The organism is Segatella salivae DSM 15606 (assembly GCF_000185845.1).
Taxonomy (GTDB): domain Bacteria; phylum Bacteroidota; class Bacteroidia; order Bacteroidales; family Bacteroidaceae; genus Prevotella; species Prevotella salivae.
The window spans coordinates 498846-525018 of record NZ_GL629647.1 but is presented as its reverse complement, the minus strand read 5'-3'; the positions used below and the strand labels follow the sequence as shown (position 1 = coordinate 525018).

Genomic DNA, 26173 nt, shown 5'->3' with positions numbered 1-26173 from the left:
GTTTCCGCGCGACGCTTTAGGGCAAAAAATCTCTTTTTCATGCTTCCGCGCGACGCTTTAAGGCTAAAAATCATTTTTTCATGCTTCCGCGCGACGCTTTAAGGCAAAAAATCTCTTTTTCATGCTTCCGCGCGACGCTTTAGGACTAAAAATACTTTTTTCGCGTTTCCGTGCGACACTTTAGGACTAAAAATCCTTTTTTCGCGTTTCCGTGTGGAAGTTTACGGGAGTTCCTTACAGGATTAGGGGCTTAGTTTTCAAAAATAATGCGGAATTGCCTATTTTGAGACAATTCCGCACGAAAAATCATGCTGTTTAGTTTTCATTGGACAGCAATATTTGAGTTTATACCTTATCAAAGGTCGTCTAAGTTAACTTGTTGTTCAGAGGCCTTCTTCTTTTTCTCTTTCTTAGACTCACCTGTATTCTTATTGTTTCTAAAATTATCTGAGGCCTTCTTTGAATTTTCTTCAGATTCTTCAGAAGGATTAGATATAGGGTTACCATCCTCATCTAAGTAAACCTCTTCTTCGCTAATGATGCTATCTCGGCGTGTAGTGTCGCGTTTAGCTTGTGAACTATAGCTTGCACAAAGATACATATCATTGGTAATATCATCATCATGTGGCTTATCAAACTTAGCATGATATTGTTTGAATTCAGGGTCTTTGAATAAGGATTGCAGGAAATAACCACAAATAGGTAAGGCTGTTCGTGCTCCTTGTCCTAATGCACCAGTTCTGAAATGTATACTTCTATACTCTCCACCTACCCAAGCTCCAACTACCAAACGTGGACTAACTCCCATGAACCAAGCATCTGAGTGATTATTTGTTGTTCCTGTTTTACCACCAAACTCTGTATCACGATAATTTCCTACATATCCTAATAGAGATTGAGAGGTTCCTCCTGGTTCACGAAGTCCACCTTGAAGCATCTGTTGCATTAAGAAAGCGCTCTTATAAGGAATAACTTGTTCGGACTTTGTTGGGCCTACATAGATTTCATTTCCATCTTTATCCAATATTCGAGTTACTAAGACTGGATCATGATGTTTGCCATTATCAGCAATTACACAATAGGCATTTACCATCTGTAATAAGGTTACATCGCTGGAACCTAAAGCCAAAGAAGGTTCATCATCCAAAGGACTTGTAATACCCATCTTCTTGGCTGTTTCTATAATTCTTTTAATTCCCATTTCCTGGCCAAGGCGAACTGCAACCGAGTTGATACTCTTTGCAAAGGCACTTTTCAAAGGGATAGAATCTCCACTAAATGAGCCATTGGCATTTCTTGGCGTCCATGTAACTTCTTTATGTTGTTTTTTGTCATATACCTGCATTGAGATATATTCATCACGTCGTTTGTCACAAGGAGTCAATCCCTGGTTCATAGCCTCAGTATAAACAAACAATTTGAATGTAGAACCAGGCTGACGCATTGCTGTAACCTTATCATATTTCCAAGAATTAAAGTCTATATCTCCGACCCATGCTTTCACTGCACCAGTTTGAGGCTCCATAGCTACAAAAGCACAATGCATGAATGTCGTCATATATTTGATGGAATCTTCAGATGTCATCTCTTTTGTGATGGTTCCTTTATCATAATCAAAGACTTTAACTGGATGCTTCCATTCCTTATAATAATAATTAACAGAGTCAGGATTGTTGGGGAAGCGTGCTAATAAAGCTTTATAGAAAGGCTGACGTTCTGCAATTTGTTGAATAAAGTTAGGAATAACTTGATGATTTTCGTCTTGCCAAGGGTCTTGACGGAGCCAATTACTCGTTTGATTTCTATAAATACCCCAATGGTTATTAAAGTTCTGTTGTACTTGCTTCATTTGCTTCTTAGCAGCATCTTCAGCATACTTTTGCATTCGTGTATCAATAGTAGTGTAGATCTTTAATCCACTTGAATAAAGATCGTAACCATTCTCTTCACACCAATCTTTCAGATAGTTTGCAATTGCTTCACGGAAGTATTTAGCTTGTCCATCATAGTTTTCTTCTACTTTAAAGTCTAACTTTATCGGGATTTCTTTTAAGGAATCACATGCAACACGACTTAAATCACCATGATTATACATATTAGTTAATACGGTGTTTCGGCGTGCTAAAGAGTTCTTTATGTTAGTTTTTGGGTTGTAGTAAGACGTAGCCTTTAACATACCTACAAGCACAGCAGCTTGCTCTGTGGTAAGTTTCGCTGGTGAAGTGTTGAAATATGTCTTTGCGGCCGTTTTTATCCCATATGAATTATTGCCGAAATCAACGGTATTGGCATACATCGTTATAATTTCTTTTTTGGAATAAACTGTTTCGAGTTTAGTTGCGATAATCCATTCCTTGCTTTTGATAATTAACATCTTTAAGCCTGGAATCTTTCCTAAAAGTCCCGTGGAATATTGCGACCGAACGCGGAACATATTCTTGGCTAATTGCTGAGTAATAGTTGAAGCCCCACGTCCATCATGACGTAGTATGGCATCTTTCATTGCGCCAAATAAACCAATCGGATCTATTCCAAAATGTTTGTAGAAACGCTCATCTTCCGTATCTATCAATGCTCGGAAGAACATTGGATTAACTTCTTCGTATTTAACTGGTGTTCTATTCTCATTAAAATACTTTCCAATGAGTTTTCCATCAGCGCTATAAATCTCTGAAGCTTCGCTCGTCTGGGGATCTAAAATACCAGAAAAATAGCCTGGAGATTTACCAAAAAGCCATAGGAAGTTCATATCTACCATACCAAGATAGATAAAGAATGCAACTATACATGAAACAAAACCAATCATAGTCTTAGTATACCATGCACGTCCTTTGTATAACTTTTTATACCAAGGCCAGAAGTTACGTAAAAGGTTGACGCACCATTTAAAAACTCTTTTTATCTTCATATTTTTAATTTTTGCGTATCTTGAATAATACAAATGTACAAAATATATCGGCATTTATATATTATCATCAATATATTTTATAATTTCTTCAAAGTTCATAGGTTGAAACCATTTAATTTGTTTATCACGCTTAAACCAAGTGAGTTGTTTCCTCATATATTGGCGAGTGTTTGATTGGATTTGTCTAATCGTCTCCTCTTTTGTTAGTAAACCATCAAGGAAATTAAATGTTTCTTTATAACCGACAGTATTTAATGCGTTATGGTTTCGATAGTCATATACTCGTTCACACTCTTCGATCAATCCATGATTAAACATATCAATTACACGTGAGTTGATTCTTGTGTAGAGTTCGTCTCTATCTCTGTTTAATCCAATCTTTAATATATTAAAAGGTCTTTGCTTTATAGTTTGTTTACGAAAAGACGTGTAAGTTTTCCCTGTCATGTAACAAATTTCAAGAGCATGTACTACACGTCGAGGATTCTTTTTGTCTACAATTTGATAGTGTTCTGGATCTAATTGTTTTAATTCTTCCACAAGAGAATCCAAGCCTTCGTTTGCTAACTTCTCTTTTAATAGTTCACGTGTCTCTTGATCAACAGTTGGTATGTTATCTATTCCGTTACATACGGCATCAATATACATCATACTTCCTCCTGTCAAAAGTAGGGTGTTATGTCCTTTATTGAAAAGATTTTCTATCAGAAACAAGGCATCTGACTCATATTTAGCAGCGCTATAATAATCAGTTACTGTATGATTCCCTACGAAATAATGTCGAATTTGATGTTGTTGTTCTTGGTTTGGCGCAGCTGTACCTATTGGAATTTCTGCATAAATCTGTCGGGAGTCTGCATTTATAATAGGTGTATTCAGGTGTTGAGCAATCTTGATACAAAGTTCTGTTTTGCCAACCCCAGTCGGGCCAAGAACAACAACAAGTGTCTTCATCAGCGAATAATGCCTCGTTTAGACGATTCTACGAAATCAATGATATATTGGATTTCAGGAGTGATTTGAAGGTTCTTTTTAATCTCTTCGATTCCTTCTTTAAGTACACCTTTTGAATAAAGCAGTCGATAAGCTTCATGAATAGAGTCTATCAATTCATTGCTAAAACCTCGTCTACGTAGTCCAACAAGGTTTATTCCACAATACTTTGTTGGCTCCTTACCTGCTATAATATAAGGTGGGATGTCTTGACTGAAACGACAACCTCCTTGAATCATTACATAACTTCCTATTTTACAAAATTGATGTGTCAAAACAGTTGCACTGATAATAGCATTATCATCAATGGTAACTTCACCTGCGAATTTTGTAGAATTGCCAACAATGCAATTATTCCCAACCACACAATCATGTGCAATATGCATGTTTTCCATTAGCAAATTGTTATTGCCAACAATCGTTTTCCCTTTGGATGCTGTTCCGCGTGATATTGTTACATTCTCTCGAATACTATTTCCATCGCCAATTTGACAGGTTGTTATCTCGCCTTTGAATTTCAGATCTTGTGGCTTTGTGGATAGACTGGCACCTGGAAAGATCTCATTTCCGTTGCCAATTCGTGCACCAACATTGATTGTAACACTGTTTTGTAATACATTGTTATCACCTATAACTGTGTCTCGATCAATATAACAAAACGGGCCAATGATATTATTATCCCCAAGGATTGCCTCGGGATGGACATAGGCTAACGGACTAATCTGGTTCATATTTGTTTTATACTAAGTTATTTGTTCTTTACAATCTGAGCGGTAAATGTAGCTTCTGAAACTACTTGATCACCTACAAACATATATCCTTTCATGGAACTTATGCCATGACGCACAGGAGCTAAAAGCTCAACCTTAAAGAGAAGAGAATCTCCTGGAACAACCTTTTGACGGAATTTCACGTCATCTATTTTCAGGAAATATGTTGAATACTTCTCTGGTTCCTCAAGTTGTCCAAGCACAAGCAGGCCACCGCACTGAGCCATTGCCTCTATTTGAAGTACTCCAGGCATAACAGGTTCGTTCGGGAAATGCCCTTGGAAAAAAGGTTCATTGGCTGTAACATTCTTCACACCTACAATACTTGTTGGACCCATTGCGGTGATTTTGTCTACCAATTGCATGGGATATCGATGAGGAAGAAGTTCGCGAATACGCTTATTATCCATGATAGGAGCCTCATTTGGATCGTAGACTGGAGCTTGAACTTCATGTTTGCGAATCTCTTTTCTCATTAGTCTTGCAAACTTGTTATTAATGGTATGGCCTGGTCGAGTGGCTATAATTCTACCCTTGATAGGCTTACCGATGAGTGCCATGTCACCAATAATATCAAGTAATTTATGTCGAGTACATTCGTTTTCCCACATCAAAGGCTTATGTTGAATATATCCAATCTTCTTAGCATCAATGCGTGGAACTTTCAAAACATCAGCCAACTGGTCTAATTTTTCCTGACTAACCTCGCGCTCGTAGATAACAATTGCATTATCGAGATCACCTCCTTTTATAAGGTTGGCCTCTAACAATGGCACAATATCTCTTACAAACACAAAGGTTCTTGCAGGCGCAATCTGTGTGTCAAAGGTAGACATGTCTTCCAAAGTAGCAAATTGGCTGTTAATAAATTTAGAGTTAAAAGAGCACATTGCAGTAATACTGAATTGGTCATCAGGTAGAATAGTGATGACAGATCCAGTCTCTTTATCTTTTACTTCAATCTTATGTCTAATGATGTAATAGTCCTTTGTAGCATTCTGTTCGACTATACCAATCTCCTTAAACTTCTCAATATAGAGTGCAGCAGAGCCGTCAAGTATAGGAAATTCGGGGCCATTTACCTGGATAAGACAATTGTCAACTCCCGATGCATAGAGTGCAGCCATACCATGTTCTATCGTAGAAACACGCACGTCTCCTTTTGCAATCACGGTCCCACGTTGTGTATCTACTACGTTCTCTGCTACTGCATCGATGATTGGTTGACCTTCAACGTCTATTCTTTGTATTTTATATCCCGTATTCTCCGGTGCGGGATTGAATGTTACAGTGAGGTTCAATCCTGTATGTAATCCTTTTCCAAAAAGCGAAAAACTACCTTTAAGAGTTGTCTGTTTTTTTGCTTCCATATAATGTTTATCTTTGTTTCTTTAGTTCTTCTATTTCTTTTTTCAATGCATTTAGTTCCTTATAAATCTCTGGTAAACGCTGGAATATAGCCTGAGACTTAAAGTAAGGGAGTTTTTCCATTGGGGGAGTACCTATTAAAATCTGGTTACTTTTAAGACTTCCCGGTACACCACTCTGCGCACCTAAGAACACTTTATCTCCAATTTCGATGTGACCTGCTACACCAACTTGCCCGCCAAACATACACCATTGACCGATTTTCGTACTTCCTGCAATACCAACTTGAGCCGACATAACGGTGTTTTCACCTACTTCTACATTATGAGCTATTTGCACAAGATTATCAAGTTTTACTCCTTTTTTAATCTTTGTACTGCCCATAGTTGAACGATCGACACATGAATTTGCACCAATTTCCACATCATCAGCAATTTCTACAATGCCTATTTGAGGGATTTTGTCATATCCATCTTGTCCATTTGGAGCAAAGCCAAAGCCGTCTGCACCGATAACACTGCCTGCATGTATAATTACACGATTACCGATTTTACATCCCATATAAATGGTTACATTCGGATAAATGATACAATCTTCTCCCAAACTAATGTTCTCATTCATGACAACATTAGGATAAATCTGACATCCATCGCCAATAACAACGTTGTCGCCTATGTAGGCAAATGCACCAATATATACATCTTTACCAATCTTTGCACTTGGAGAAACAAAGGCTAATGAATCAATTCCGGTCTTCTTCTGACGCATAGAAGCCTCATACATTTGTAGGAGTTTTGCTACACAATCACGTGCATTTGCAACTCTTATGATAGTGGTATGCACGGGTTTCTCTATTTCTATCTGTTTATCGACAAGCACAATAGTCGACTTAGTGTCGTAAAGATAGTGAATATATTTAGGGTTAGCCAAGAAAGATATTGCCCCTTTAACACCTTCTTCAATTTTAGCAAAGGTGTTAACTGTTGCATTCTCATTTCCCTCAATACGTCCTTGGATAAACTGAGCGATTTGCTTTGCTGAAAATTCCATATTAAATTGTATCTTCAATTATATTTCTGCAAATATAACAAAATTAATCCATACTGAATGATTTGAGTGGCATTATTTCACGTTTTTTGCGTGCAAACCATTTATTTCCTTTATTCTTTATTGTAAATTAAACGGATTTTTGGAAAGAGATAAAAAGATTTTATGAAACGTTATGAATCTGTATTCTTTATCATAAAGATGAATTTATAAAATGAATTTAGAATAAGGATAAAGGTATGAGGGACATAATAAAGTGAGATAGATATCCTTTTGGATTTCTTATTCAGTCATTTTACGACATGATTTGGCTCAAATAACAATGCAAAATGAGGCAAATCATGTCGTGAAATGGCCTGTTTAAAAAAGTCTTTATAATGCGTTGATTATCAGATTGCTATATCCTTAATAATGAAGTACATTCACATCAAAAGTTCGAGTGTCTTTAATGCCAGTATACATCATAAGCTCAGACAATTCTGCATGCATCTTTTTAATTTGTTTGATGACACCATCCTTACCTTCTTTTAATAGAGGTGAAAGGATAGCTCGGCCTACAGAGACGGCATCTGCGCCAAGCGCTAAGAGTTTATATGCGTCATATCCAGACTCAATGCCACAGTCAGCAAAGATTTTTATGTTGCTTCCTGCCAGTGCATCTTTAATCTTTGGAAGAGCATAAGCTGGGGGAATGCCAAATGGAATGCGGCCATGGTGGTGGGAGAATTAAACTTTTGGCCAAAGATTTCTGTTGTCAAATCTGGTTCAATAGCGTCAATCACTCTCATTTCCACTAAGATATGATCAAGGAAATTGCGGTTATGTATGTTGGCATCTTCCGCTTTTCCGCTTGTAACAGGGATTAATTCTGCGGGACCAGGCCATTGTTGTTTTGCTTGGTTATCCATAATCATCCGTATATTTGTTTATATTTATAATCGTGGAATCTGTCCTATTGACTTACTGCCACAAGTCTGTCTGTTCGGTCATTGACGCCTTTGAAATAGACTAAAGCTTGATAATGATTTTTAGTTTGATAGAAGTTTCCCTCTGATGGCAGTATTTGTGTAGTACCATCTGGTTTTATTTTTACGTATTCATACGAATAATAACCTTGTTTTAAGAGTAAAGATAGTGTGTATAGATGTTGAGTTTCATTATATTTCATTTTGTATTGAGGACTTAAGTGATGATTAGTCAATCCACCACTGATATATATGGCGTCGTCGGAAGTATCTGTTTGCAAGGTGAAATTCACATAAGCATAATCTGAAAGATAGTCATTACCATTATTATCGCTATTTCGTATGATAAAAATTCCTTGGCCACTTTCGTCAAAGACATAGTTTCTTCGTGGAAGATCTGGCCATAAATATGCCTGATAATTATGCCCGTCCCAGTTTATTCTTTCTATTCCCATGGTAGGATGATCTACAGATAGACATTCAAACTTACGATAATTGTTTCCTGCATCGAAAATAAATTGCCGACAATGCTGCCATTGTAATCCATCATGTGATATGAGTTGGGGCTGTATATTCACACGCGCATCGTCCCATCTTGCATTCTGAAGTATTATTGTTTTGACTTGAGTGGCAGGATTAGTAACCATTAAGTTTCCAAATTTTAGCATCATTCCAACTTGTTGATGTGATTGATTTACATCGATGTCTGTATTCGAAGTATAAGTCAATTCAACTTTCATCAAGGGCTCTACAACCATGAAATAAGCTGTTAATAGCTTATTATCTTCCTCGTCATATACCTCAACTTTATAGTTGCCGCTCATGGTTATACGACATTGATCATTAGGTAAGCTGAAGGCATAATGCGTGTAAATTACATTCGTGTTGACTGATTCTTGCACTTGATTAATTAGAAGATTATCGCGAAATCCATCTAAATAATCTGTACTAAAGAGTTGGGTGGATGGCGACCAATCAGCTTCGCAATGGGTAATCTTATAGGTATAGCGATGATATTCGTGTCCAAATCGGTCGAAAGAAATTTGTATCTGTTCGTTAGAATTTAGTTGAATGATGGGTAACATCGATAGAGGCTGGTTGACATTCCTTACTTGCAATGTCGCAATATCTGGCGATATGACTTCATTTCTTTGTGCCGTTATAGTAGTTGTAAAGCACAATAGTAGGAGGGTAAAAATGTACTTATAGCCTCTTATCATTCTATTTCAACCTTAATTTATATAAATAATCTACCGATTTGATATACCACGGCACTGACTCCCCAAGCTAACATGGTTGTGTAACCTGCTGCAAAAAGGGCCCATTTCCAACTCCCAGTTTCTCCTTTTATAGCCGCAATTGTTGCTATACAAGGAAAATAGAGCAGTACGAAAAGTAGGAAACAATAGGCTGTAAGTGTAGCTATTGGAGCCGCTTCGATATCACTGATGCCATGAAGTCTGGCGATGTCGTGTGTCATTTGTCGGCGTAAAGCCTGATATTTGCCTCCAGCATCATTGAATTTATTGTCCTCACTAAAGCTCGAATCATTGCTATAAAGAACTCCCATCGTGCTGGCTACAATCTCCTTTGCCCCAACACCAGAGAGCAATCCAACATCAATTTTCCAATCAAATCCCTGTGCAAGGAAAACTGGTTCAACGGTTTTTCCTATCTTTCCGATGTAACTTTGTTCCTGTTGTTGTTGAGGAGACAGGCTATCATCATGTGGAAAATAACCTAATGCCCATACAATAATACTGGCAACAAGGATGATTCCTCCCATTTTCTTTAGATATTGCTTGCCCTTTTCCCATGTATGGCGCCCCATAGCCTTCCAGGTTGGGAAACGATAGGGGGGAAGTTCCATTACAAAAGGTGTATCTTCACCTTTGACAACGAATTTAGAGAAAATGCGACTCAATATAATCGAAATTGTAATTCCAATGACATAGAGGGAAAGCATCACAAGAGATTGATACTTCAAAGCAAAGAAAGAACCCGTTATCATGATATATATAGGTAGACGAGCAGAGCAGCTCATAAGGGGTAAAATGAGCATAGTGATGAGGCGAGAACGTCTGCTTTCAATGGTCCTTGTTGACATAACAGCTGGTACATTGCAGCCAAATCCCATGATTAAAGGAATGAACGATTTGCCATGGAGTCCCATTTTATGCATCAATTTGTCCATGATGAACGCTGCACGAGCCATATATCCGGAGTCTTCCATAAAGCTAATGAAGAAATAAAGAATTAAGATTTGTGGAAGGAACACAATAACAGCTCCTACACCTCCAATTACTCCATCTACAAGCATAGCTTTAATTGGACCATCAGGTAGGTTCTGAGAAATCATCTTTCCAAACCAAGCTACGGCCGCATCAATCCAATCCATAGGTATTTGTCCTATGATAAAGGTCGCTGAAAACATGATGAATAGAACCAAGATAAATATGGGAAAGCCAAGATATCGATTAGTAATGACGCGGTCAATTGACTGGGTCATTTGATAGATATCTTTGTTTTTTCCTGTTTCATACAATGCTTCTTCTAAGGCGCCATGTATGAAACCATACTTCGCATCCATGATTGTTGTTTCACAATCCTCACCAGTTTCTTCTTTCACTCGAGCCTCTGCATATTCTCTTGCCTTAAATATGGCTTCTGCATTTGATAGTGTTTGAATGTACTTTATGGTGTCTGCATCATTCTCAAGAAGTTTAATGGCCAGATAACGAGTCGAGTATTTTTGTCGTACATTGACGTCATTTTTGAGATATTTTTGGATATTTTGGATACCATTTTCAATCTCATGACCATGATTTATGTGGATATGTCTGACGTAAGGATGCTCTTCTCCATTGTTCTCATATAGCTTTATAACTTGATGAAAGAGTTCTTTAACGCCTTCACCAGTCTTGAAAACTGTTGGAATCATAGGCACTCCAAAGAGTGTAGACAATTTGTTGAGATCAATTTTGTCCCCTCGTTTCTTCGTCTCATCAAACATATTAAGAGCACAAACCATGTTTAGGTTCATGTCAATAAGTTGTGTTGTGAGATAAAGATTGCGCTCAAGATTACTTGCATCAATAACATTTATCACAATGTCGGGAGTCTCATCGATGATTTGTTTGCGTACATATAGTTCTTCAGGTGAATAGGCTGAGAGACTGTAAGTGCCTGGTAAATCGACGAGATTGAATGTATATCCTTCAAATTCAGCATGTCCTACTTTTGCATCTACAGTCACTCCAGAGTAATTTCCAACGTGTTCATGTGCTCCAGATGCAAAGTTGAATAGTGATGTTTTTCCACAATTTGGATTGCCAACCAATGCAACATTAATAATCTTGTGCCGCTCTTGAGCAATTTTTTCTAATTGCTTTTCGGTTGGAATGTCGTCTATTGATGAGTCATCTTCTTGTGTATTTATCTCTTTATTCTCGTGTGATTGTGAGGCTTTTATAGTTTTAATTTCCGATTCAGAGACTACTTCTATCATCTCAGCTTCGCTTCTTCGTAATGAAACTTCATAGCCCATAATTTTATATTTCACGGGATCCATGAGCGGAGCATTAAGTAAAACCTTTACCATCTTACCCTTTATGAACCCCATTTCAACAATACGTTTCCTGAAGCTTCCGTGCCCAATAACTTTCACAATGACACCATGTTCGCCTGTTTTCAGTTCTGATAATTTCATAATAAAATATACTTTACTATTGCAAATGTACTAAAATCAATATATATTATAGTTTAACAAGGTTATTCATTTAAAAAAAATACTCACTAATGATGATGCTTTTAACATTCAAGTTATCTTTTTTTATGGTTTGTTTTATAAAAGTTGGGATTGAAACTCTTTGAGGTTTTTACTTTCGAATAGTTGTTTTGGCGATTCTCTTTTGTTGGTTTTGCCCTTTTTTTCCTACTGACATTATCGCTATTTACGGGGGCGTTTGGAACTTTTTCAAATGTACTTCCTACAGGACGATTGCTATATCTTGTCTCACGTTGGAATGATCTTTTAGGGAATTCACCTTTGGGAAATAGGCGTTTGATTAAATCTTCGCGTCCAATCCGTTTAAGTTCCCTTTCTATATTTTTCCGTTCCTCGGGTTTATACCAAAAGAAGAATTGTCGCTGTGCTAATTTCTCTTTTGGTGTTTTAGCACTATAAACAGGCTCAAGTGTGTAGGGATCATAGCCCGTGTACCATGTTTCTGTTGATATAGTCATTGGAGTAGGGGTGAAATCCTGCACTTGTTCCAAATGGAAATCAAGGTCTTTAGTGATAACAGCAAGCTCAGCCATGTCTTCTTCGTGGCATCCTGGGTGGGAACTTATAAAGTATGGGATGATTTGTTGTTTGAGTCCAGCCTCTTTGTTGACTTGATCGAAAACTTTTTTGAAGTCATAAAATTGTGTGAAAGAAGGCTTTCTCATTAGTCTCAAAACATCACTCTGGGTATGTTCTGGTGCAATTTTTAAGCGTCCACTAACATGATTTTTAATGAGTTCTCGAGTATATTGTTGCGCGGAAGCGTTTGCTTTCTCGTCTTTACTCTTATGTAATAGCAAGTCATAACGTACACCACTACCAATAAAACTCTTCTTTAGACCAGGTAACTTGTCAACAGTATGGTAAATATCCAATAGTTTTGTGTGATCAGTATCAAGGTTTGGACATACCTGAGGATTAATGCATGATGGACGTTTACAATGTTCACATGCCGTTAAATTACGTCCATGCATACCATACATGTTGGCAGATGGGCCACCTAAATCAGAGATGTACCCTTTGAAATCAGGCATACTGATTACTTTCTTGGCTTCTTTGACGATGCTTTCTTTACTTCTGCATGCCACAAATTTGCCCTGATGGGCTGATATTGTGCAAAAAGCGCAGCCACCAAAACACCCTTGATGCATATTGATAGAGAACTTAATCATCTCATAAGCCAATAACTTTTTCCCCTTATATTTAGGGTGTGGTAAACGAGTATAAGGCAAATCGAAGATCTCATCCAATTCTTTTGTCGTCATGGTAGGGTAAGGAGGATTGACGACGGCATAAACATCACCAACCTTTTGTAGGAGTCTTTGCGCATGAATTTTGTTTGATTCTTCTTCAATATGACGATAATTTTCGGCTTCTGCACGTTTGTTTTGTAGACATTCCTCATGTGAGTGAAGTATAATATCATTGTCTGTAATCCCACCTTCAACGTCTTGTTCTTTCGCTAAATAAACTGTTTGAGGAATTTGATGAATGTGTTTTATAGACAATCCAGCCTCTAATTCTTTACAAAGTTGAATGATAGATTTTGTTCCTGAGCCATATAATATAAGGTCAGCCCCACTATCACAAAGGATGCATCGACGCAAACAATCTTGCCAATAATCGTAATGTGTGAGACGACGCATTGATGCTTCTATTCCTCCTAAGACTATAGGAACATCAGGATATAGGCTTCTTAATATCTTAGAATATACGATGGTAGGGTATTCCGGACGGCAATCATGTCGCCCGTCAGGACTATATTCGTCCACTGAACGTAGTCTACGGTTCGCTGTATATTTATTAACCATAGAGTCCATACAGCCCGGAGAGATTCCAAAGAATAACCGTGGACGTCCTAATTTCTTAAAGTCTCGGTAGTCACCATGCCAATCTGGTTGGGGAACTACAGCCACACGATAGCCTGCAGCCTCGAGAGAACGTCCCACAACGGCAGCTCCAAAAGAAGGGTGATCAATATAAGCGTCCCCTGAAAATAATATGATGTCGAGTTCCTTCCAACCTCTAAGTTCACATTCTTTCTTGGTTGTTGGAAGGAAATCTGTTAATTTATATTGTTCTATATTCAATCTTTTATTGTTTGTAATAAGTGAAAATGAGCAATTATACCATGCTAATTTTGTTCAATAACATTTAAGCTTATTATGCTTTTTCTTGCTTATTTCTCCAATCTGCATAAAGCATTACAAGATTATGAAGGCCGATGGCTTTCATATTTGGATTGTAAATAACATCCAAGCACAAGTCTAAGAGGTCTTTATCATTGCCTGTTTCACTTTCTAAAAGAGAACGAACATTGAATTTTAGCTTATCAAGTACTACCTCATCAATGATTCCATTGCTGTCAACAAGGTTGCGCATGAGTTGATATTTGTCTATGGTTTCTAAATGTTTGTCGCTGATCTCTATTGAGCGCGTACCTGATTGGTTTGCTTGTATTTTATACATTGTATTATGTTTTAGATTGTTATTTTATTTATTTCATTATATATTGAAGTATACCCCGCATGATTTCGTTTCTTTCCTTATTTGATTTTATACATTCAAGTGGGAAGCCTATGGTGAAGCAATGATAGTCACTGCCTTGATATCCAACTGCAGCGCTTGAGCCATCACTATATTGCATTGCGCAGATTGCATTCATAGTGGGAGATAGTCTGTCTACTGATGTTGCAGCATAATGCCTTGAATTACCTTGTCGATAGATACAAAACGTTGTGCCAAGTCCATTGATTTGTTCTCCAATTTGACTTGAATCATTTTGCTGGTGGATAGCTTTCAAAACATCATTTAAGAATGTACTTTTTTCGTTGTCTTGCATCTCACTCCCTATATAACTGCCACTAACAATTAAATTACCATGATCTTTAGTATATTTCCGTAAAAGATCTTGTGATGTTTTAGAAAGAACTTGATAATTTTTCAATGCATATTTGTTATATTTTTGCAGGCCATAAATGAAATCTATCGCTTGATATTTAGAGAGATCTATGTTTGATGTTTCAAATGCTTGCATCGAACAACTCACAACATTATATTTTTTAGCACTTGCAATTGCTTCTGTATGTGATTTTACTGCAGAGAAATCATTCCCCATAATGAATTTTCCTGCGAGTTCATTACCACTATATCCTAATCCTCCTGGACCTTCAATGCCCATCTTTGTCTTGTCAAAGTTTAGCTGTCTTCCATTCCATCCTGCAGTCAATCCATACGAAACGCCTGGATCTTTATCTAATTCAATTCCTTGTTTTTCGTCATTATCTATAACTGATGGTCCTGAAAGACGATCAAATCCATTAACAACAAGAATCGTTTTAGATGCTCCTTCTTGTCGATAAGCAGACAATTCTTCTGTAGGAAAGCTTTCACCTCCACGATTAATTCCTGTTATCTTAAAGCTATATTGCACTCCAGGTACTGTTTTAATATTGTAGAATGGTTCTTTTACTACAGTGCCGTTATCATATCCTGAGTTTCCAATAGCCGTGTAAACAACATAAGCTGTGGGGTGTGCAGAAGGTTCTAAATTATCTTCTGTGGGTGTCCATGACAACTTGATATTATCAATACTCGTGAATTCTATTTTGAAATTACCAGGTGCAAGTGGTTGTATTATTGTAGGTTTCCCATGACCTTCGTTAATAAAACGAGTAATCGTCTTATATAATGAGCGTGCCATTGTAAACTTAAAGTTTGGGTCTTGTCCCAAAAGAACATCTGGAAAATTTTGATGAGAAAGTGTTTCTATAATGGCAGAAGGTACCTCTGGGTTTCGTGTTTCAGAATAGTTACGATCCCATAGATATCGTCTTATCCAATGATTTGCTATTGAAGGTAAATCCCTATCAAATCCATTTAAGAGTCGATTGGCTAAATCTTTTGATGTCAAACGTGATATTCCAGCATTTAATTTGCCTTCATTAAAGTTGGTTGTACATATTGCTAACGAACCTATTAAGCCTCCATCCTTATCATAACCAGCATCACTATGAACAGCAAGTGAAAGTTCGATAGGGACCTTTTTGCCTTCAATGCTTGGCTCAAAACATGATCCTCCACCTAACCAATTGCTCATATAAGGACGCGAATTAATGTCATCTGCATAGTCATTTTGCCACAATTTGCTATTATAAACGGATGAAGGTGCGCCCGCCCATTGTGCATAATAGCGTGCTCCTTCAAGGCATCTTGGATAACCACTAACTATTCCTCCACGTTCAATGTTGCCCATACCGCCACCGAATCTTACAGCATCTGACGTAACAATTCCATGATGTTTAGAGTGATTTGTGATTACAACTCTGTTGTCTTGACTATTACCTTGTGCGAAATCAAAAGTTCCAAGATATACCCATGTGCCTCCACCCATGGTTTGATTAACATTAAAGCGGGTTACTTCTCCTTTATGATATATGATATATTCAGCATCAGGAACACTTTTCTCTAATGTTTGATAACTGACATAAACGGCATATCTACCTTCTTTGTTAAATTGTGGTTGATAGGAAATTAAAGAGTAACGATTACTTTTTGTCGCTTTAATCATGCGAGCAGTACCGGCAATAAAGGGATTCTCTCCATTTTCATAAGTGCCAGAATGGTATGAGAATCCTTTCTGAGGTGCTGTTTCCCAATTGCCTTTTACATTTACTTCAAGATATGAAGGTTGTTTAGATACATCATTATCTATAATTAGCTCTTCGGTTTGCCAGTCTCTTTCACGTGGTGTAAACACAACCGCTCCCGCATTTTGAAGCATGGGAATAAGGTAGGGGACTACTATAGTTTGAGTAAACAAGTCTTCTGTTGTTCCGAAAAGATTTGGTCGTTGCCACTTCCATACTCCTTTTTCAGAATCATAATAGCTGCCATGACTAGCCCAAATAGTTACATGTTTGTTATATAGTCCATGCGAAATATTAAATGGACGCGATACATTGCTTGTCCAAGGTAGGCCATTGTATTCTATATCTCCCCAAAAACGATTCCCTTCATCATCAGGAATTTTGCTGTCATCAGGAAGATATTGCAATGGAATACCACACGTTTGAACAACCAACTGATAGTCTTTATACCATGAAGGAAGTTTTTTCTTTATCCCTTTGAATATCTTTTTAACCTCTTTGGACGTAAAATCTATATTAGCAAAGCTATTACTTATAGAGATGTTGATTGTTTTTTTAGAGTTATCTATCTGAAGTTTATTAATGTGTATTGACTCAGAAGAATGTTTCTTTTCTATACAATAATTAGACAGAAAACTTTCAATCGCATTTGTGATAGATGTATTCTCCTTTGTTGTTTGAGCCAAAGATGGCATCGAAAAAGTTAAAAAGAAACCAATTGCAACTAATATTCTTCTCATAAAAGTGATTATTTAGTATGCAAAATTCTCAGGCTTTTTCCCCTTAAAATCCTTGAAATAGCTTTTGATTTTAGGCATATCTTCATCAATATTGCCTGAAGGAGTGAAACTATCTGTACAGACTATCTTCTTTTTCTCATAGTCAACACCATATAAGAGGATTGGAATCTCCGCCTTTAGTGCAATAAAATAGAACCCTTTTTTCCATTCAGTATTTGGTGAACGCGTACCTTCTGGAGTAATACATAGTTTGAAAGAGTCCTTTGTTTTAGCTGTCTCTGCCAAGTTATCTGTCATGCTTGTGTGCTTCGATCTCCATACAGGAATGCCTCCTAAGCTTTTGAAAATGACACCCAACGGCCAGAAAAACCATTCTCTTTTCATTAGGAAGTTAATCTTAAAACCCTCAGCTTGAGCATAGAGTTGTCCGATAATGAAGTCCCAATTGCTTGTATGTGGCGCTAAACAGATGATAAACTTATCAGGATGAGCCACAGTTACACACTTAGTCCATCCCAATTTCTTATATAAAAGCCATCTACAGAATCCCTGAATCATTCTTTTTCTATAAATTCTGAATGTGGTCTATAATCTCAATGGCTTGTTTATTGAAGTCTTCAATAATTGCTTTATAATAAGCTTTTGGTGCTAATCCTGGCTCGGGATGAGATACACGGCGTATAAAGTCATTATGAACTCTGAGGATAGATGTTAGTAATGCATCAACATTTTCTTGTTTTACATCTTTATTATACAAAGATGTTGCTGCTACTTCTGCAAACAAGTCTCCACAAATATAATTGATAGACCTTTTCAATGTACGTTTATTTGCCATATTAATCTTATTTGTTATTTCTACATGCCAAAGATAATTAAAAATAAGATAAGTAGTGCATATAATGCAGAAAAAGTTTTGTTCCATTCTTGTTTTATGCTTTTTTATTTCCATAATTCATGGAAAAGCCGTATTTTTGCAGCTGTTCAAATGGAGAAAATTAGTTATTCAAAAAATAAAAAACTAACAAATTATGGAAATTAGTGCATTGCAAAAGGAAAGAGCTGCGTATCAACCAAAGCTACCTAAAGCTCTTCAGGGTGCAGTAAAGATTGTTGAGGGTGCTCCAACAAAGAGTGTTGACAATCAAGAAGAAATTAAAAAGTTATTCCCGAACACTTATGGTATGCCTCTGATTGAGTTCGTACCAGGTGAAAAAGCCAACAACAAGAAACTTAATCTGGGTGTTATTCTCTCAGGAGGTCAAGCCCCTGGTGGACACAACGTAATTAGTGGTCTCTTTGATACACTGAAGAAGTTGAATCCAGAGAATCGTCTTTATGGCTTTTTGATGGGTCCTGGTGGTCTTGTTGACCATGAATATATTGAAATAACATCAGATTTTATTGATCAATATCGTAATACTGGTGGCTTCGATATGATTGGTTCAGGTCGTACAAAGTTAGAAAAGGAAGACCAATTTGAAAAGGGTCTTGAGATCATTCGCAAGTTGGATATCTCGGCAATTGTTATTATTGGTGGTGACGATTCTAACACAAATGCTTGTGTTTTGGCAGAATATTATGCTGCAAAGAAATATGGTGTACAGGTTATCGGTTGTCCAAAGACTATTGATGGTGACTTAAAGAATGACCAAATTGAGACTTCTTTTGGTTTCGATACCGCAACAAAGACTTATTCAGAGCTTATCGGTAACATTGAGCGCGATTGCAATTCTGCTCGCAAATATTGGCATTTTATTAAGTTAATGGGACGTTCTGCATCTCATATTGCTCTTGAATGTGCACTCCAAACCCAACCAAATATTTGTCTTATTTCAGAGGAAATAGAAGCTAAAGACTTGACATTAAACGATGTTGTTGAAAACATTGCTAAGGCTGTTGCACATCGTGCAGAGCAAGGAAATAACTTTGGTGTAGTCCTCATTCCTGAGGGATTGATAGAGTTTATCCCTGCTATTGGTCGCTTGATTCAAGAGTTAAATGACCTTCTTGCTGCTCATGGTTCTGATTATAAGGACCTTGATAAAGACGCACAGCGGGCATATATCCTTGAACATCTTTCAAAAGAGAATGCAGCTACATTTGAAACCCTTCCTGAAGGAGTTGCTCGTCAGTTGAGTCTTGACCGTGATCCTCATGGAAATGTACAGGTTTCATTGATAGAAACAGAGAAGTTGCTCTCTGAAATGGTAGGAGCTAAGCTTGAAAAGTGGGCTAAAGAAGGTAAGTATAAAGGCTCTTTTGCACCTCAACATCACTTCTTTGGTTATGAAGGTAGATGTGCTGCGCCTTCTAATTTTGATGCAGATTACTGCTATGCTTTGGGAACAAGTGCAGCTCAACTTGTTGCAAATGGTAAAACTGGTTATATGGCAATCATCAAGAATACCACAGCAAAGACTGACGAATGGAGAGCTGGTGGTGTGCCAATCACTATGATGATGAACATGGAAAGACGCAATGGTGAGATGAAACCAGTTATTCGTAAGGCGTTGGTTGAACTTGATGGTAAGCCATTCAAGGCTTTTGCTGCAAACCGTGACCAATGGGCTATGAATACAGAATATGTTTATCCTGGTCCAATTCAATATTGGGGACCAGCTGAAGTGTGTGATCAGCCAACCAAAACATTGAAACTTGAGCAGGAATAATCAATCCTGATTGACAACAAAAATAATCATATAGGGTGATAAAATCTTTGAAAAATAGATTTTATCCCCTATATGTTTCTTAATAAACATGGGTACGAGGCGAACCTCCAATAAGAAAACTACTCAAACCTTGCATACGAAAAGTAAGCGGAGGTGTAGGCGTTCGCGTCGTTCTTTCTTTCGACGTTATCCCAAATGGGCTGTTATATTGGGGGCAGTGGGTATGGTTGCACTCTATGTTTGGTGTTTCTATTATTTCTTTGTAAGCCCAACTGGTTTCCGATGGAGAGCTCTTTATGGTGATGCTAAATATCCGGATGGCTATGAAAATCATGGTATCGATATCTCTCATTACCAAGCTGATATTGATTGGGAACGTCTATCTAATGCAATGATAGAGGGGTGTCCCATCAGGTTTATTATTATAAAAAGTACTGAAGGGGCTGGAAAACTTGATAAAAACTTTTATAAAAACTACCAAAGTGCAGGCGATTATGGGTTTATTCGAGGTGCATATCACTTCTGGAGTAATAAGTCTTCTGCGCGCGATCAAGCTCATTTCTTTTTAAATAAGGTACATCTCAATGATGGAGATCTACCACCTGTGCTTGATATTGAGCATAAACCAAAAGATAAAAGCGTTGAAGAGTTTCAGCGTGATGTACTCACTTGGCTTCACATAGTAGAGGATAAATATCATGTAAAACCTATTATCTACACGTATTATAAGTTCAAACAGAATTATCTTTCAGCGCCAGTGTTTAATGATTATCCTTATTGGATAGCACATTATTATGTAGATAAGGTGGAGTATAAGGGCCCTTGGAAGTTTTGGCAGCATACAGATGCAGGACGACTTCCTGGAATAAAAGGATATGTTGACTTCAATATATATAACGGAAGCTATTACGATCTTAAACAAATGACTATTGGGCGTAACAAGTGGTAGGCCTTTTGATAATATCATTTCCTACATGTTTGAGGCGTGAGATAAGGTGTTCCTCATTAGAATTAAATGTGAGTTCTAAGTAATCTCCAATAATTTTCTTTTTGTATTTCTGTCAAATATGATAACGTTCACTTATAAAAAGATGTAGGATTGTATTTTTCTATAGGGTAGAATGATTCTGTATTATTGCTGATTCTTGTAAGAAAATCTCTTAAAAAAAACACTCCTTGTAATATCTGAAATAAGGGAATATAAGCCGAGAGAAAGGTAGTTTAGATACTTATTTTGGGCTTTTATCTACTTTGTTCATAAGCTTTTTGAGTTAATTACAGCCTAATCGTGCTTGTATTTGATGTAAAAGAAGTAATGATAGCATTGCTTTTAGAAGGTAATCTGATAGGTTTTATGCAGCAAAATGGGGCGTTTCATTTTCTATTCGGTGCGATATTATTTGATAAAACATATAAACTCCTAATATATAGGTAGTTACTATGTTTTGTCTTTTATGGCATATTCTGAACAGAATAGAATTTAGTCGTAAATACAAAGGCATTTTGTTGATTTATTTCATCATTCTTTTCAAGTTGTTATTGATTAGATTTTGCACCACAAATAAAATTTCGTTTTCCATGAGTTACTCTATTTTTTCCAAGACTATCAAAAGTCTTGTTGAGTCAAGAGTATTTTTTTATCATGATATTTTTATAGAGTTATATAGTCGATAACCTTATAGTTAGGGTTGTTTATGATTATTTGTTTCATTAATGATAATCTTATTTCGTTCTCTTCTAAACAGGTCTTTCAAGTTGTTAAAGTCCTTTTTAAGAATCAGCCCGATTCCTTGAGTATTCAAACTATTGTGAGTGAAGTAGCGATCATTGGTTTGATTATACATGCGTATAGCGAAGTTACCATTAGGGAAGAGTAGATAACGGAGGTCAAAGTCACCAATAAAGCTTGTTGTTGCATTTGCATTGTCCCGATAACCAAACTGACCATTGAACAAAAGGCGGTTGTTTAGCAGACGACCACTAAGTATTCCTTCATATTCTGCATTGTTCCAGCCTTCATCTCCCGTAGAAATATTGGCACCAAAGTTCCAGTTTGAGTTGTTAACAACATTGCTGAGAACATTGTTTATCTGTTGACTTACCGTACCACTAAGCAAACTTTGCATCGCTAAACTTGTTTGGCTTTGACCTGTTTCGGCTGCAGCGTTGTTATTACCTTGCATATAGAATCGCCCAATAGCCAAGAGATAAATCACTTGTTGGTTCATCTCTTCTTCGCTGTTGATGAGACTTAATATCATCTGTTTAGCGTCGTTGTTTACTGTTGGCAGGTCTAATCCAAAGTCAATTTTAGGCGAAGCAGGAGTTCCTGTGATATCCATTAGGCAATTCACTCGAATGTTATTGTTCGAGAAACTGCGTCCAAGATTAAGATCACTCAAACTTACTCCTTGTACAGTATATTGTGCTTTGAGTTTCAAAGCAGCTGCATAGGGATCACCACCAAAGCTAATTGTCCCTCCAGGAATAAACTGGAAGTCTTTCTTTATGGCATTTTGTATTGTTAGTTTATATATGCCATGATCGATGAGATAATTGCCATAGAGATCAAAGTTGCCTTTATTATAGTAGGTAGCTCGTAGACCTCCACTGCCATTAAGGGCTATATAATCGCCACTTGAGGGATCCATAATCAGCTTCAGTGTGGCATCAGGGGTGACATTAACCAAGAAATTAATGTGCATGTCGGAAGGAATATCTGCTTCGGGTGCTTCTTGTCGTTGTTCTTTTGGATGAAGAGCACGCATAATTAAGCTATCGCGATCATTCCAATGGATAAATTCTTGTTTAGTGATAGCAGTCGGACTGGCTGCATTATAGACCATCTGACTACCTTCGTTTGCTGTTGCATTGACGTCTATTGTGACTTCACCACTTTTGCCACGGATGTCACATTTTCCTGTAGCATAAGCGGTTCCATAAAACGTATTGTCGCCGAATGAATGCGTATCATAGGCTAATAAGTTATTTGCTGCTATGTGAATATCATAACTCATCTTTGTAAGATGCTGATGATATAACACTCCATTTACAATTCCTAAATGGCCGTCTCGATCATTTACCGTGTCATTGACAAGGTGAATCTCATTGGGAATGGCATGAATATGTACATCTTTAAGTGTGTATGTGGTATTTAATGCACTGAGATGTAGGCTTCCATTTGCCGTAACATCACCCGTGAGATTGATATTACTGAGTGGACCTGCTACTTGAATATTGCCATTTGCAAACACGTCGGCACGATCAATAAAGCTGCTACAGAATGTTTTTAAGAATTCAACGCGTGTGCCATTAGCTCCTATATTCAGTTCAATATAATCTTTTTTGGGGGATATATAGCCTGTAATCTTTGTTTCTATGGGCGTCAATATATTTGTAAGAAGGTTTGAAGTTGTATCTTTTGCTAGCGCATCAATATCGATTTGACCTTCCTTTTCATTCCATTTAGCATCAGCGAATAGTGTGCCCATTCGACCTTCTTCGAATCGAAAATCATTGACTTCAAGCTTTGCTGAGGCCGAGAGTTTACCGAAAGCAGCTGCTATATTGGCTTTTCCTGTTGCCTTCCCACTAAATTCAACTGAGTGGAAATTGACGAGATTAAGAATATATGCGATATCAACATTCTTGAGTTCTGTAGTAACAGAGTCTTTCAAATATGGCGTTGCACGTCCTCCAATGATAATATGTTCATCACCATGAGTAATAGCAAAATGGTCGATAGTGAGGTCCTTCGCTTGATAGATGATATCTGAAGGTTGAACAATCCATGTCGTACCATCAATAAAAATCTTAGAAGAGTGTACGTTGATATGTGCTGCATCATGACCTTCTTTCTTAAAGAAGTTGGTCTCAGTATCTAAGGAACCATAAATCTTTTTGCCGTTAAGATTATTCCAAGTAAGCACAGAATTCAGCTTGTTGTCAGCTGCTTTAGCCTGTATATCCCAATAGATTCCTTTCCCATTTTCAGAGATTTTATGTGCCCGAATGTTTGCTTTTAGTGTATCAGAAGGTGAAGAAAGGTTGATAAAGCCTTGTTCAAAATGATTGCCATCATACGTAAATGATGGTAGAATCGCTTTGAGATTCATCTGTCGTTGGTGGTCATTAACAGATACAGACAGCTTTGCTGGTTGCTCTAAATCTAATGATACACCAAATAATTTCTGTAACCAATCGCTTTTGTTGATTTCTCCTTGCAAAACAAACTCATTATCTTTTGTAGGTTTCATGTGTGGAAGTCCAGGAAGAGTAGGGAGTTTGCTGGCTATAATATTTGCGATACTATTGGGCAAAGTAGCATAACTATAGTGCCCAACGAGTTGTATTTGTGCGAAATCGCTTTGCATAGTAACAACATGTTTATGGTCTTCCTGACCAGCTTCAAGCTTTAATTCTTTGAGCTCATAATTGTTGTTAGGAGATAACATCTTAAAGTTATTCAGCACAATAATTCCATTTGTTGTGTTAAGGTTTCGTCCACTGATGTTTGCTTTGACATCCAATGAAAACGTAGTCGATGGATATTTACTGGTCAGTTTTAAAGCATGAGGATTAAATTTAACTATACTTGCAGTGAGATTCATTTTGGGATAGCGTCCAATATTACTGAAATCACCATTAAGTTGTAGTTTACCATTGGGATCATTGATATTGAGTTTACCATTGAAACTCATTTGTTTGTTTTGTTTTTGAATAACCCCATTGATATTGATATTGTGATAACAATATTGGTTATAATCCAATCTATCAATCTTTCCGTTTGCCTTTATCTTAAGATTTCCTGTTTCAGCTTTACCACTTGCATTGAGTTTTGCAGCAATTATGCCTAATTGGGCGTTATCTATAATCTTACCTAAGTTTATTCCGGAGGTCTCAATACGTCCATTAAAACTATTCTTATGTAGGCCAACTGTTAGTTTTGCAGCTCCATTATCAGTATAAAGCGCACCTTTCATGGCAATATCTTTGCCGTAACCTCCAATGCTTCCCTTAAACTTTATGTTTCCTAAACGCGTAATTTCAATAGGGATGTTCATTTTATGCCCTAAGTTTTCACTGATAAATTTGATGCCATCCGCCTGCATAGTAAGGCTGTTAATATCAGCAATCCAACGTGCTTTTAACTGCCAATTACTAATAGAACCATTTGCTGAAAGATAAATACTGCGTCCACTAACTTGTAGATTGGTGATGCGAGTAGAAGTACTTGTTCCACTAACAGCTAACGAAAGATCAATCTTGTTCTTAAAATTGCGTAGTTCAGGAATTATAAAAGACAAATCCGCAGGGCGTATAACGGAGGGTTCAAGGGCTAAGGAGTACTGTAAAGAAGGTAGTTGAAGTTTATCTGATTCAAATGAATAACTCGCTATTCCCTCTTTAATATAGAGCTTGGTCCCTGGTAATTGTAAGTTAAAGTTTCGCAAAAGTGCCTGTTGTCTGTTTGCTTCAAGCTTCAAAGAGAGTGAAACAAGATTCAAACCACAAGCATCTTTAAAGGAGAGTTTCTTGATTGCGAGATTAAGACTGTCGTTTGTTAGTTCGTTAAGAATAATGTGCGCACTGATATCTGATACGTTAAGATGCTTCAAGTCCAATTTGTTCGGAGCAGCTTTTATATCTTTTTGGTCGTATTTTAGTTGTCCGTTCCTAATAATAAGTGAACCAATTCGGAAGTTAAGTTCATTTTTTTGAGTAGATTCTTTTGATGCTAACGAGTCAAGGATAAATTGGTAGTTGGGTTTTGATTCAGCTGTAAGTTTGTAGGCTTTTATTGTGGCACCAAACAATTGTGCGGATGAAATTGAGATGCGACCTTCAAGTAGTGGTATCAAATCTATCTTGACTGATGCACGTGAAGAGGTTAGAAGTTTTTGACCATTTTGGTCATAGATGAGGATGTCATCAATGATAACACGATTCAAAAAACCTAAATTTATAGAGCCAATATTAACTTTTGTGCCAATCTTCTCTACCAGAACATGGCTCACTTCAGTGCCAATACAACTCTTTATTGCTGGTATATGTAGCAATATTATAAGCGCAAAATATAGTCCTGTCAAGGTCCATATTAAGGCATTGACAATATGTTTGAGTTTCTTCAGTTTGTGTCTGTGATATAATTGTATTGCAAAAATACAGTAATTTTAATTGATAGGAGAATTATTTGAACTTTTTTCTTTCTTTTATGCTTATTTTTCCTTAAATTTGCATCGGTTATTTTACTCTGTTATATTAAGGTAAAAGGAAT

The 26173-nt window shown here is 37.1% G+C and carries 17 protein-coding genes; 2 read left to right on the top strand and 15 right to left on the bottom strand.

Going from position 1 to position 26173, the window contains the following annotated elements:
* Positions 1-355: 355 nt before the first annotated feature.
* The 14 genes from HMPREF9420_RS02190 to HMPREF9420_RS02130 all read right to left on the bottom strand — a co-directional run bounded on the left by HMPREF9420_RS02190 (position 356) and on the right by HMPREF9420_RS02130 (position 18062).
* Entirely contained in the window at positions 356-2908 is a 2553-nt protein-coding gene (locus tag HMPREF9420_RS02190) for a transglycosylase domain-containing protein (protein ID WP_044078697.1), read from the bottom strand.
* Positions 2909-2962: 54 nt separating this feature from the next.
* Positions 2963-3862 carry a tRNA (adenosine(37)-N6)-dimethylallyltransferase MiaA gene (gene miaA / locus HMPREF9420_RS02185; RefSeq protein WP_007133761.1) on the bottom strand — a complete coding sequence of 300 codons (900 nt, stop codon included), beginning with the start codon at positions 3860-3862 and terminating at the stop codon, positions 2963-2965.
* A complete protein-coding gene (gene lpxA / locus HMPREF9420_RS02180; RefSeq protein WP_007133760.1) occupies positions 3862-4632 on the bottom strand; it encodes an acyl-ACP--UDP-N-acetylglucosamine O-acyltransferase in 771 nt (256 codons plus the stop codon). Before lpxA ends, miaA begins: the two co-directional genes overlap by 1 nt.
* A 17-nt stretch (positions 4633-4649) precedes the next feature.
* On the bottom strand, positions 4650-6041 hold the full coding sequence (locus HMPREF9420_RS02175) for a bifunctional UDP-3-O-[3-hydroxymyristoyl] N-acetylglucosamine deacetylase/3-hydroxyacyl-ACP dehydratase (protein WP_007133759.1): 1392 nt from the start codon (positions 6039-6041) through the stop codon (positions 4650-4652).
* Between the two features lie 7 nt (positions 6042-6048).
* The gene (gene lpxD / locus HMPREF9420_RS02170; RefSeq protein ID WP_007133758.1) at positions 6049-7089 is read right to left on the bottom strand and encodes a UDP-3-O-(3-hydroxymyristoyl)glucosamine N-acyltransferase; all 1041 of its coding nucleotides are present in this window, start codon (positions 7087-7089) and stop codon (positions 6049-6051) included.
* Between the two features lie 402 nt (positions 7090-7491).
* Positions 7492-7752, bottom strand: a complete 261-nt coding sequence (locus HMPREF9420_RS14535; RefSeq protein ID WP_248628124.1) for an alpha-hydroxy-acid oxidizing protein — start codon at positions 7750-7752, stop codon at positions 7492-7494.
* Positions 7722-7994, bottom strand: coding sequence for a hypothetical protein (locus HMPREF9420_RS14530; protein ID WP_044078695.1), 273 nt, complete (start codon positions 7992-7994; stop codon positions 7722-7724). The genes HMPREF9420_RS14535 and HMPREF9420_RS14530 overlap by 31 nt, the downstream gene beginning before the upstream one ends.
* Before the next feature lie 44 nt (positions 7995-8038).
* On the bottom strand, positions 8039-9271 hold the full coding sequence (locus HMPREF9420_RS02160; protein WP_007133756.1) for a type IX secretion system plug protein: 1233 nt from the start codon (positions 9269-9271) through the stop codon (positions 8039-8041).
* Between the two features lie 17 nt (positions 9272-9288).
* Entirely contained in the window at positions 9289-11760 is a 2472-nt protein-coding gene (gene feoB / locus HMPREF9420_RS02155) for a ferrous iron transport protein B (protein WP_007133755.1), read from the bottom strand.
* Positions 11761-11873: 113 nt separating this feature from the next.
* Positions 11874-13928 (bottom strand): YgiQ family radical SAM protein, encoded by a 2055-nt coding sequence (locus tag HMPREF9420_RS02150; RefSeq protein ID WP_007133754.1) that lies wholly within the window; start codon positions 13926-13928, stop codon positions 11874-11876.
* Between the two features lie 73 nt (positions 13929-14001).
* A complete protein-coding gene (locus HMPREF9420_RS02145; protein ID WP_007133753.1) occupies positions 14002-14307 on the bottom strand; it encodes a hypothetical protein in 306 nt (101 codons plus the stop codon).
* A 28-nt stretch (positions 14308-14335) separates the two neighbouring features.
* Positions 14336-17227 carry a golvesin C-terminal-like domain-containing protein gene (locus tag HMPREF9420_RS02140; protein WP_007133752.1) on the bottom strand — a complete coding sequence of 964 codons (2892 nt, stop codon included), beginning with the start codon at positions 17225-17227 and terminating at the stop codon, positions 14336-14338.
* 12 nt (positions 17228-17239) lie between these two features.
* On the bottom strand, positions 17240-17785 hold the full coding sequence (locus HMPREF9420_RS02135; protein ID WP_007133751.1) for a 1-acyl-sn-glycerol-3-phosphate acyltransferase: 546 nt from the start codon (positions 17783-17785) through the stop codon (positions 17240-17242).
* 7 nt (positions 17786-17792) lie between these two features.
* Entirely contained in the window at positions 17793-18062 is a 270-nt protein-coding gene (locus HMPREF9420_RS02130) for a hypothetical protein (protein WP_044078693.1), read from the bottom strand.
* Between the two features lie 193 nt (positions 18063-18255).
* Between HMPREF9420_RS02130 and HMPREF9420_RS02120 the strand changes: the two genes are divergently transcribed.
* Positions 18256-19896 (top strand): diphosphate--fructose-6-phosphate 1-phosphotransferase, encoded by a 1641-nt coding sequence (locus HMPREF9420_RS02120; protein ID WP_007133749.1) that lies wholly within the window; start codon positions 18256-18258, stop codon positions 19894-19896.
* Between the two features lie 88 nt (positions 19897-19984).
* Positions 19985-20845 (top strand): glycoside hydrolase family 25 protein, encoded by an 861-nt coding sequence (locus tag HMPREF9420_RS02115; RefSeq protein ID WP_044078689.1) that lies wholly within the window; start codon positions 19985-19987, stop codon positions 20843-20845.
* 733 nt (positions 20846-21578) lie between these two features.
* Here the strand turns inward: HMPREF9420_RS02115 and HMPREF9420_RS02110 are convergent.
* Positions 21579-25985 (bottom strand): translocation/assembly module TamB domain-containing protein, encoded by a 4407-nt coding sequence (locus HMPREF9420_RS02110; RefSeq protein ID WP_007133746.1) that lies wholly within the window; start codon positions 25983-25985, stop codon positions 21579-21581.
* Positions 25986-26173 lie beyond the last annotated feature (188 nt).

Excerpts from the sequence above, each read along its gene's own strand:
- feoB (WP_007133755.1), bottom strand. The coding sequence starts at position 11,760 with ATGAAATTATCAGAACTGAAAACAGGCGAACATGGTGTCATTGTGAAA.
- HMPREF9420_RS02115 (WP_044078689.1), top strand. The coding sequence starts at position 19,985 with ATGGGTACGAGGCGAACCTCCAATAAGAAAACTACTCAAACCTTGCAT.
- HMPREF9420_RS02190 (WP_044078697.1), bottom strand. The coding sequence starts at position 2,908 with ATGAAGATAAAAAGAGTTTTTAAATGGTGCGTCAACCTTTTACGTAAC.
- HMPREF9420_RS02135 (WP_007133751.1), bottom strand. The coding sequence starts at position 17,785 with ATGATTCAGGGATTCTGTAGATGGCTTTTATATAAGAAATTGGGATGG.
- HMPREF9420_RS14530 (WP_044078695.1), bottom strand. The coding sequence starts at position 7,994 with ATGGATAACCAAGCAAAACAACAATGGCCTGGTCCCGCAGAATTAATC.
- HMPREF9420_RS02160 (WP_007133756.1), bottom strand. The coding sequence starts at position 9,271 with ATGATAAGAGGCTATAAGTACATTTTTACCCTCCTACTATTGTGCTTT.
- HMPREF9420_RS02145 (WP_007133753.1), bottom strand. The coding sequence starts at position 14,307 with ATGTATAAAATACAAGCAAACCAATCAGGTACGCGCTCAATAGAGATC.
- lpxD (WP_007133758.1), bottom strand. The coding sequence starts at position 7,089 with ATGGAATTTTCAGCAAAGCAAATCGCTCAGTTTATCCAAGGACGTATT.
- HMPREF9420_RS02120 (WP_007133749.1), top strand. The coding sequence starts at position 18,256 with ATGGAAATTAGTGCATTGCAAAAGGAAAGAGCTGCGTATCAACCAAAG.
- miaA (WP_007133761.1), bottom strand. The coding sequence starts at position 3,862 with ATGAAGACACTTGTTGTTGTTCTTGGCCCGACTGGGGTTGGCAAAACA.
- HMPREF9420_RS02175 (WP_007133759.1), bottom strand. The coding sequence starts at position 6,041 with ATGGAAGCAAAAAAACAGACAACTCTTAAAGGTAGTTTTTCGCTTTTT.
- HMPREF9420_RS02140 (WP_007133752.1), bottom strand. The coding sequence starts at position 17,227 with ATGAGAAGAATATTAGTTGCAATTGGTTTCTTTTTAACTTTTTCGATG.
- HMPREF9420_RS02130 (WP_044078693.1), bottom strand. The coding sequence starts at position 18,062 with ATGGCAAATAAACGTACATTGAAAAGGTCTATCAATTATATTTGTGGA.
- lpxA (WP_007133760.1), bottom strand. The coding sequence starts at position 4,632 with ATGAACCAGATTAGTCCGTTAGCCTATGTCCATCCCGAGGCAATCCTT.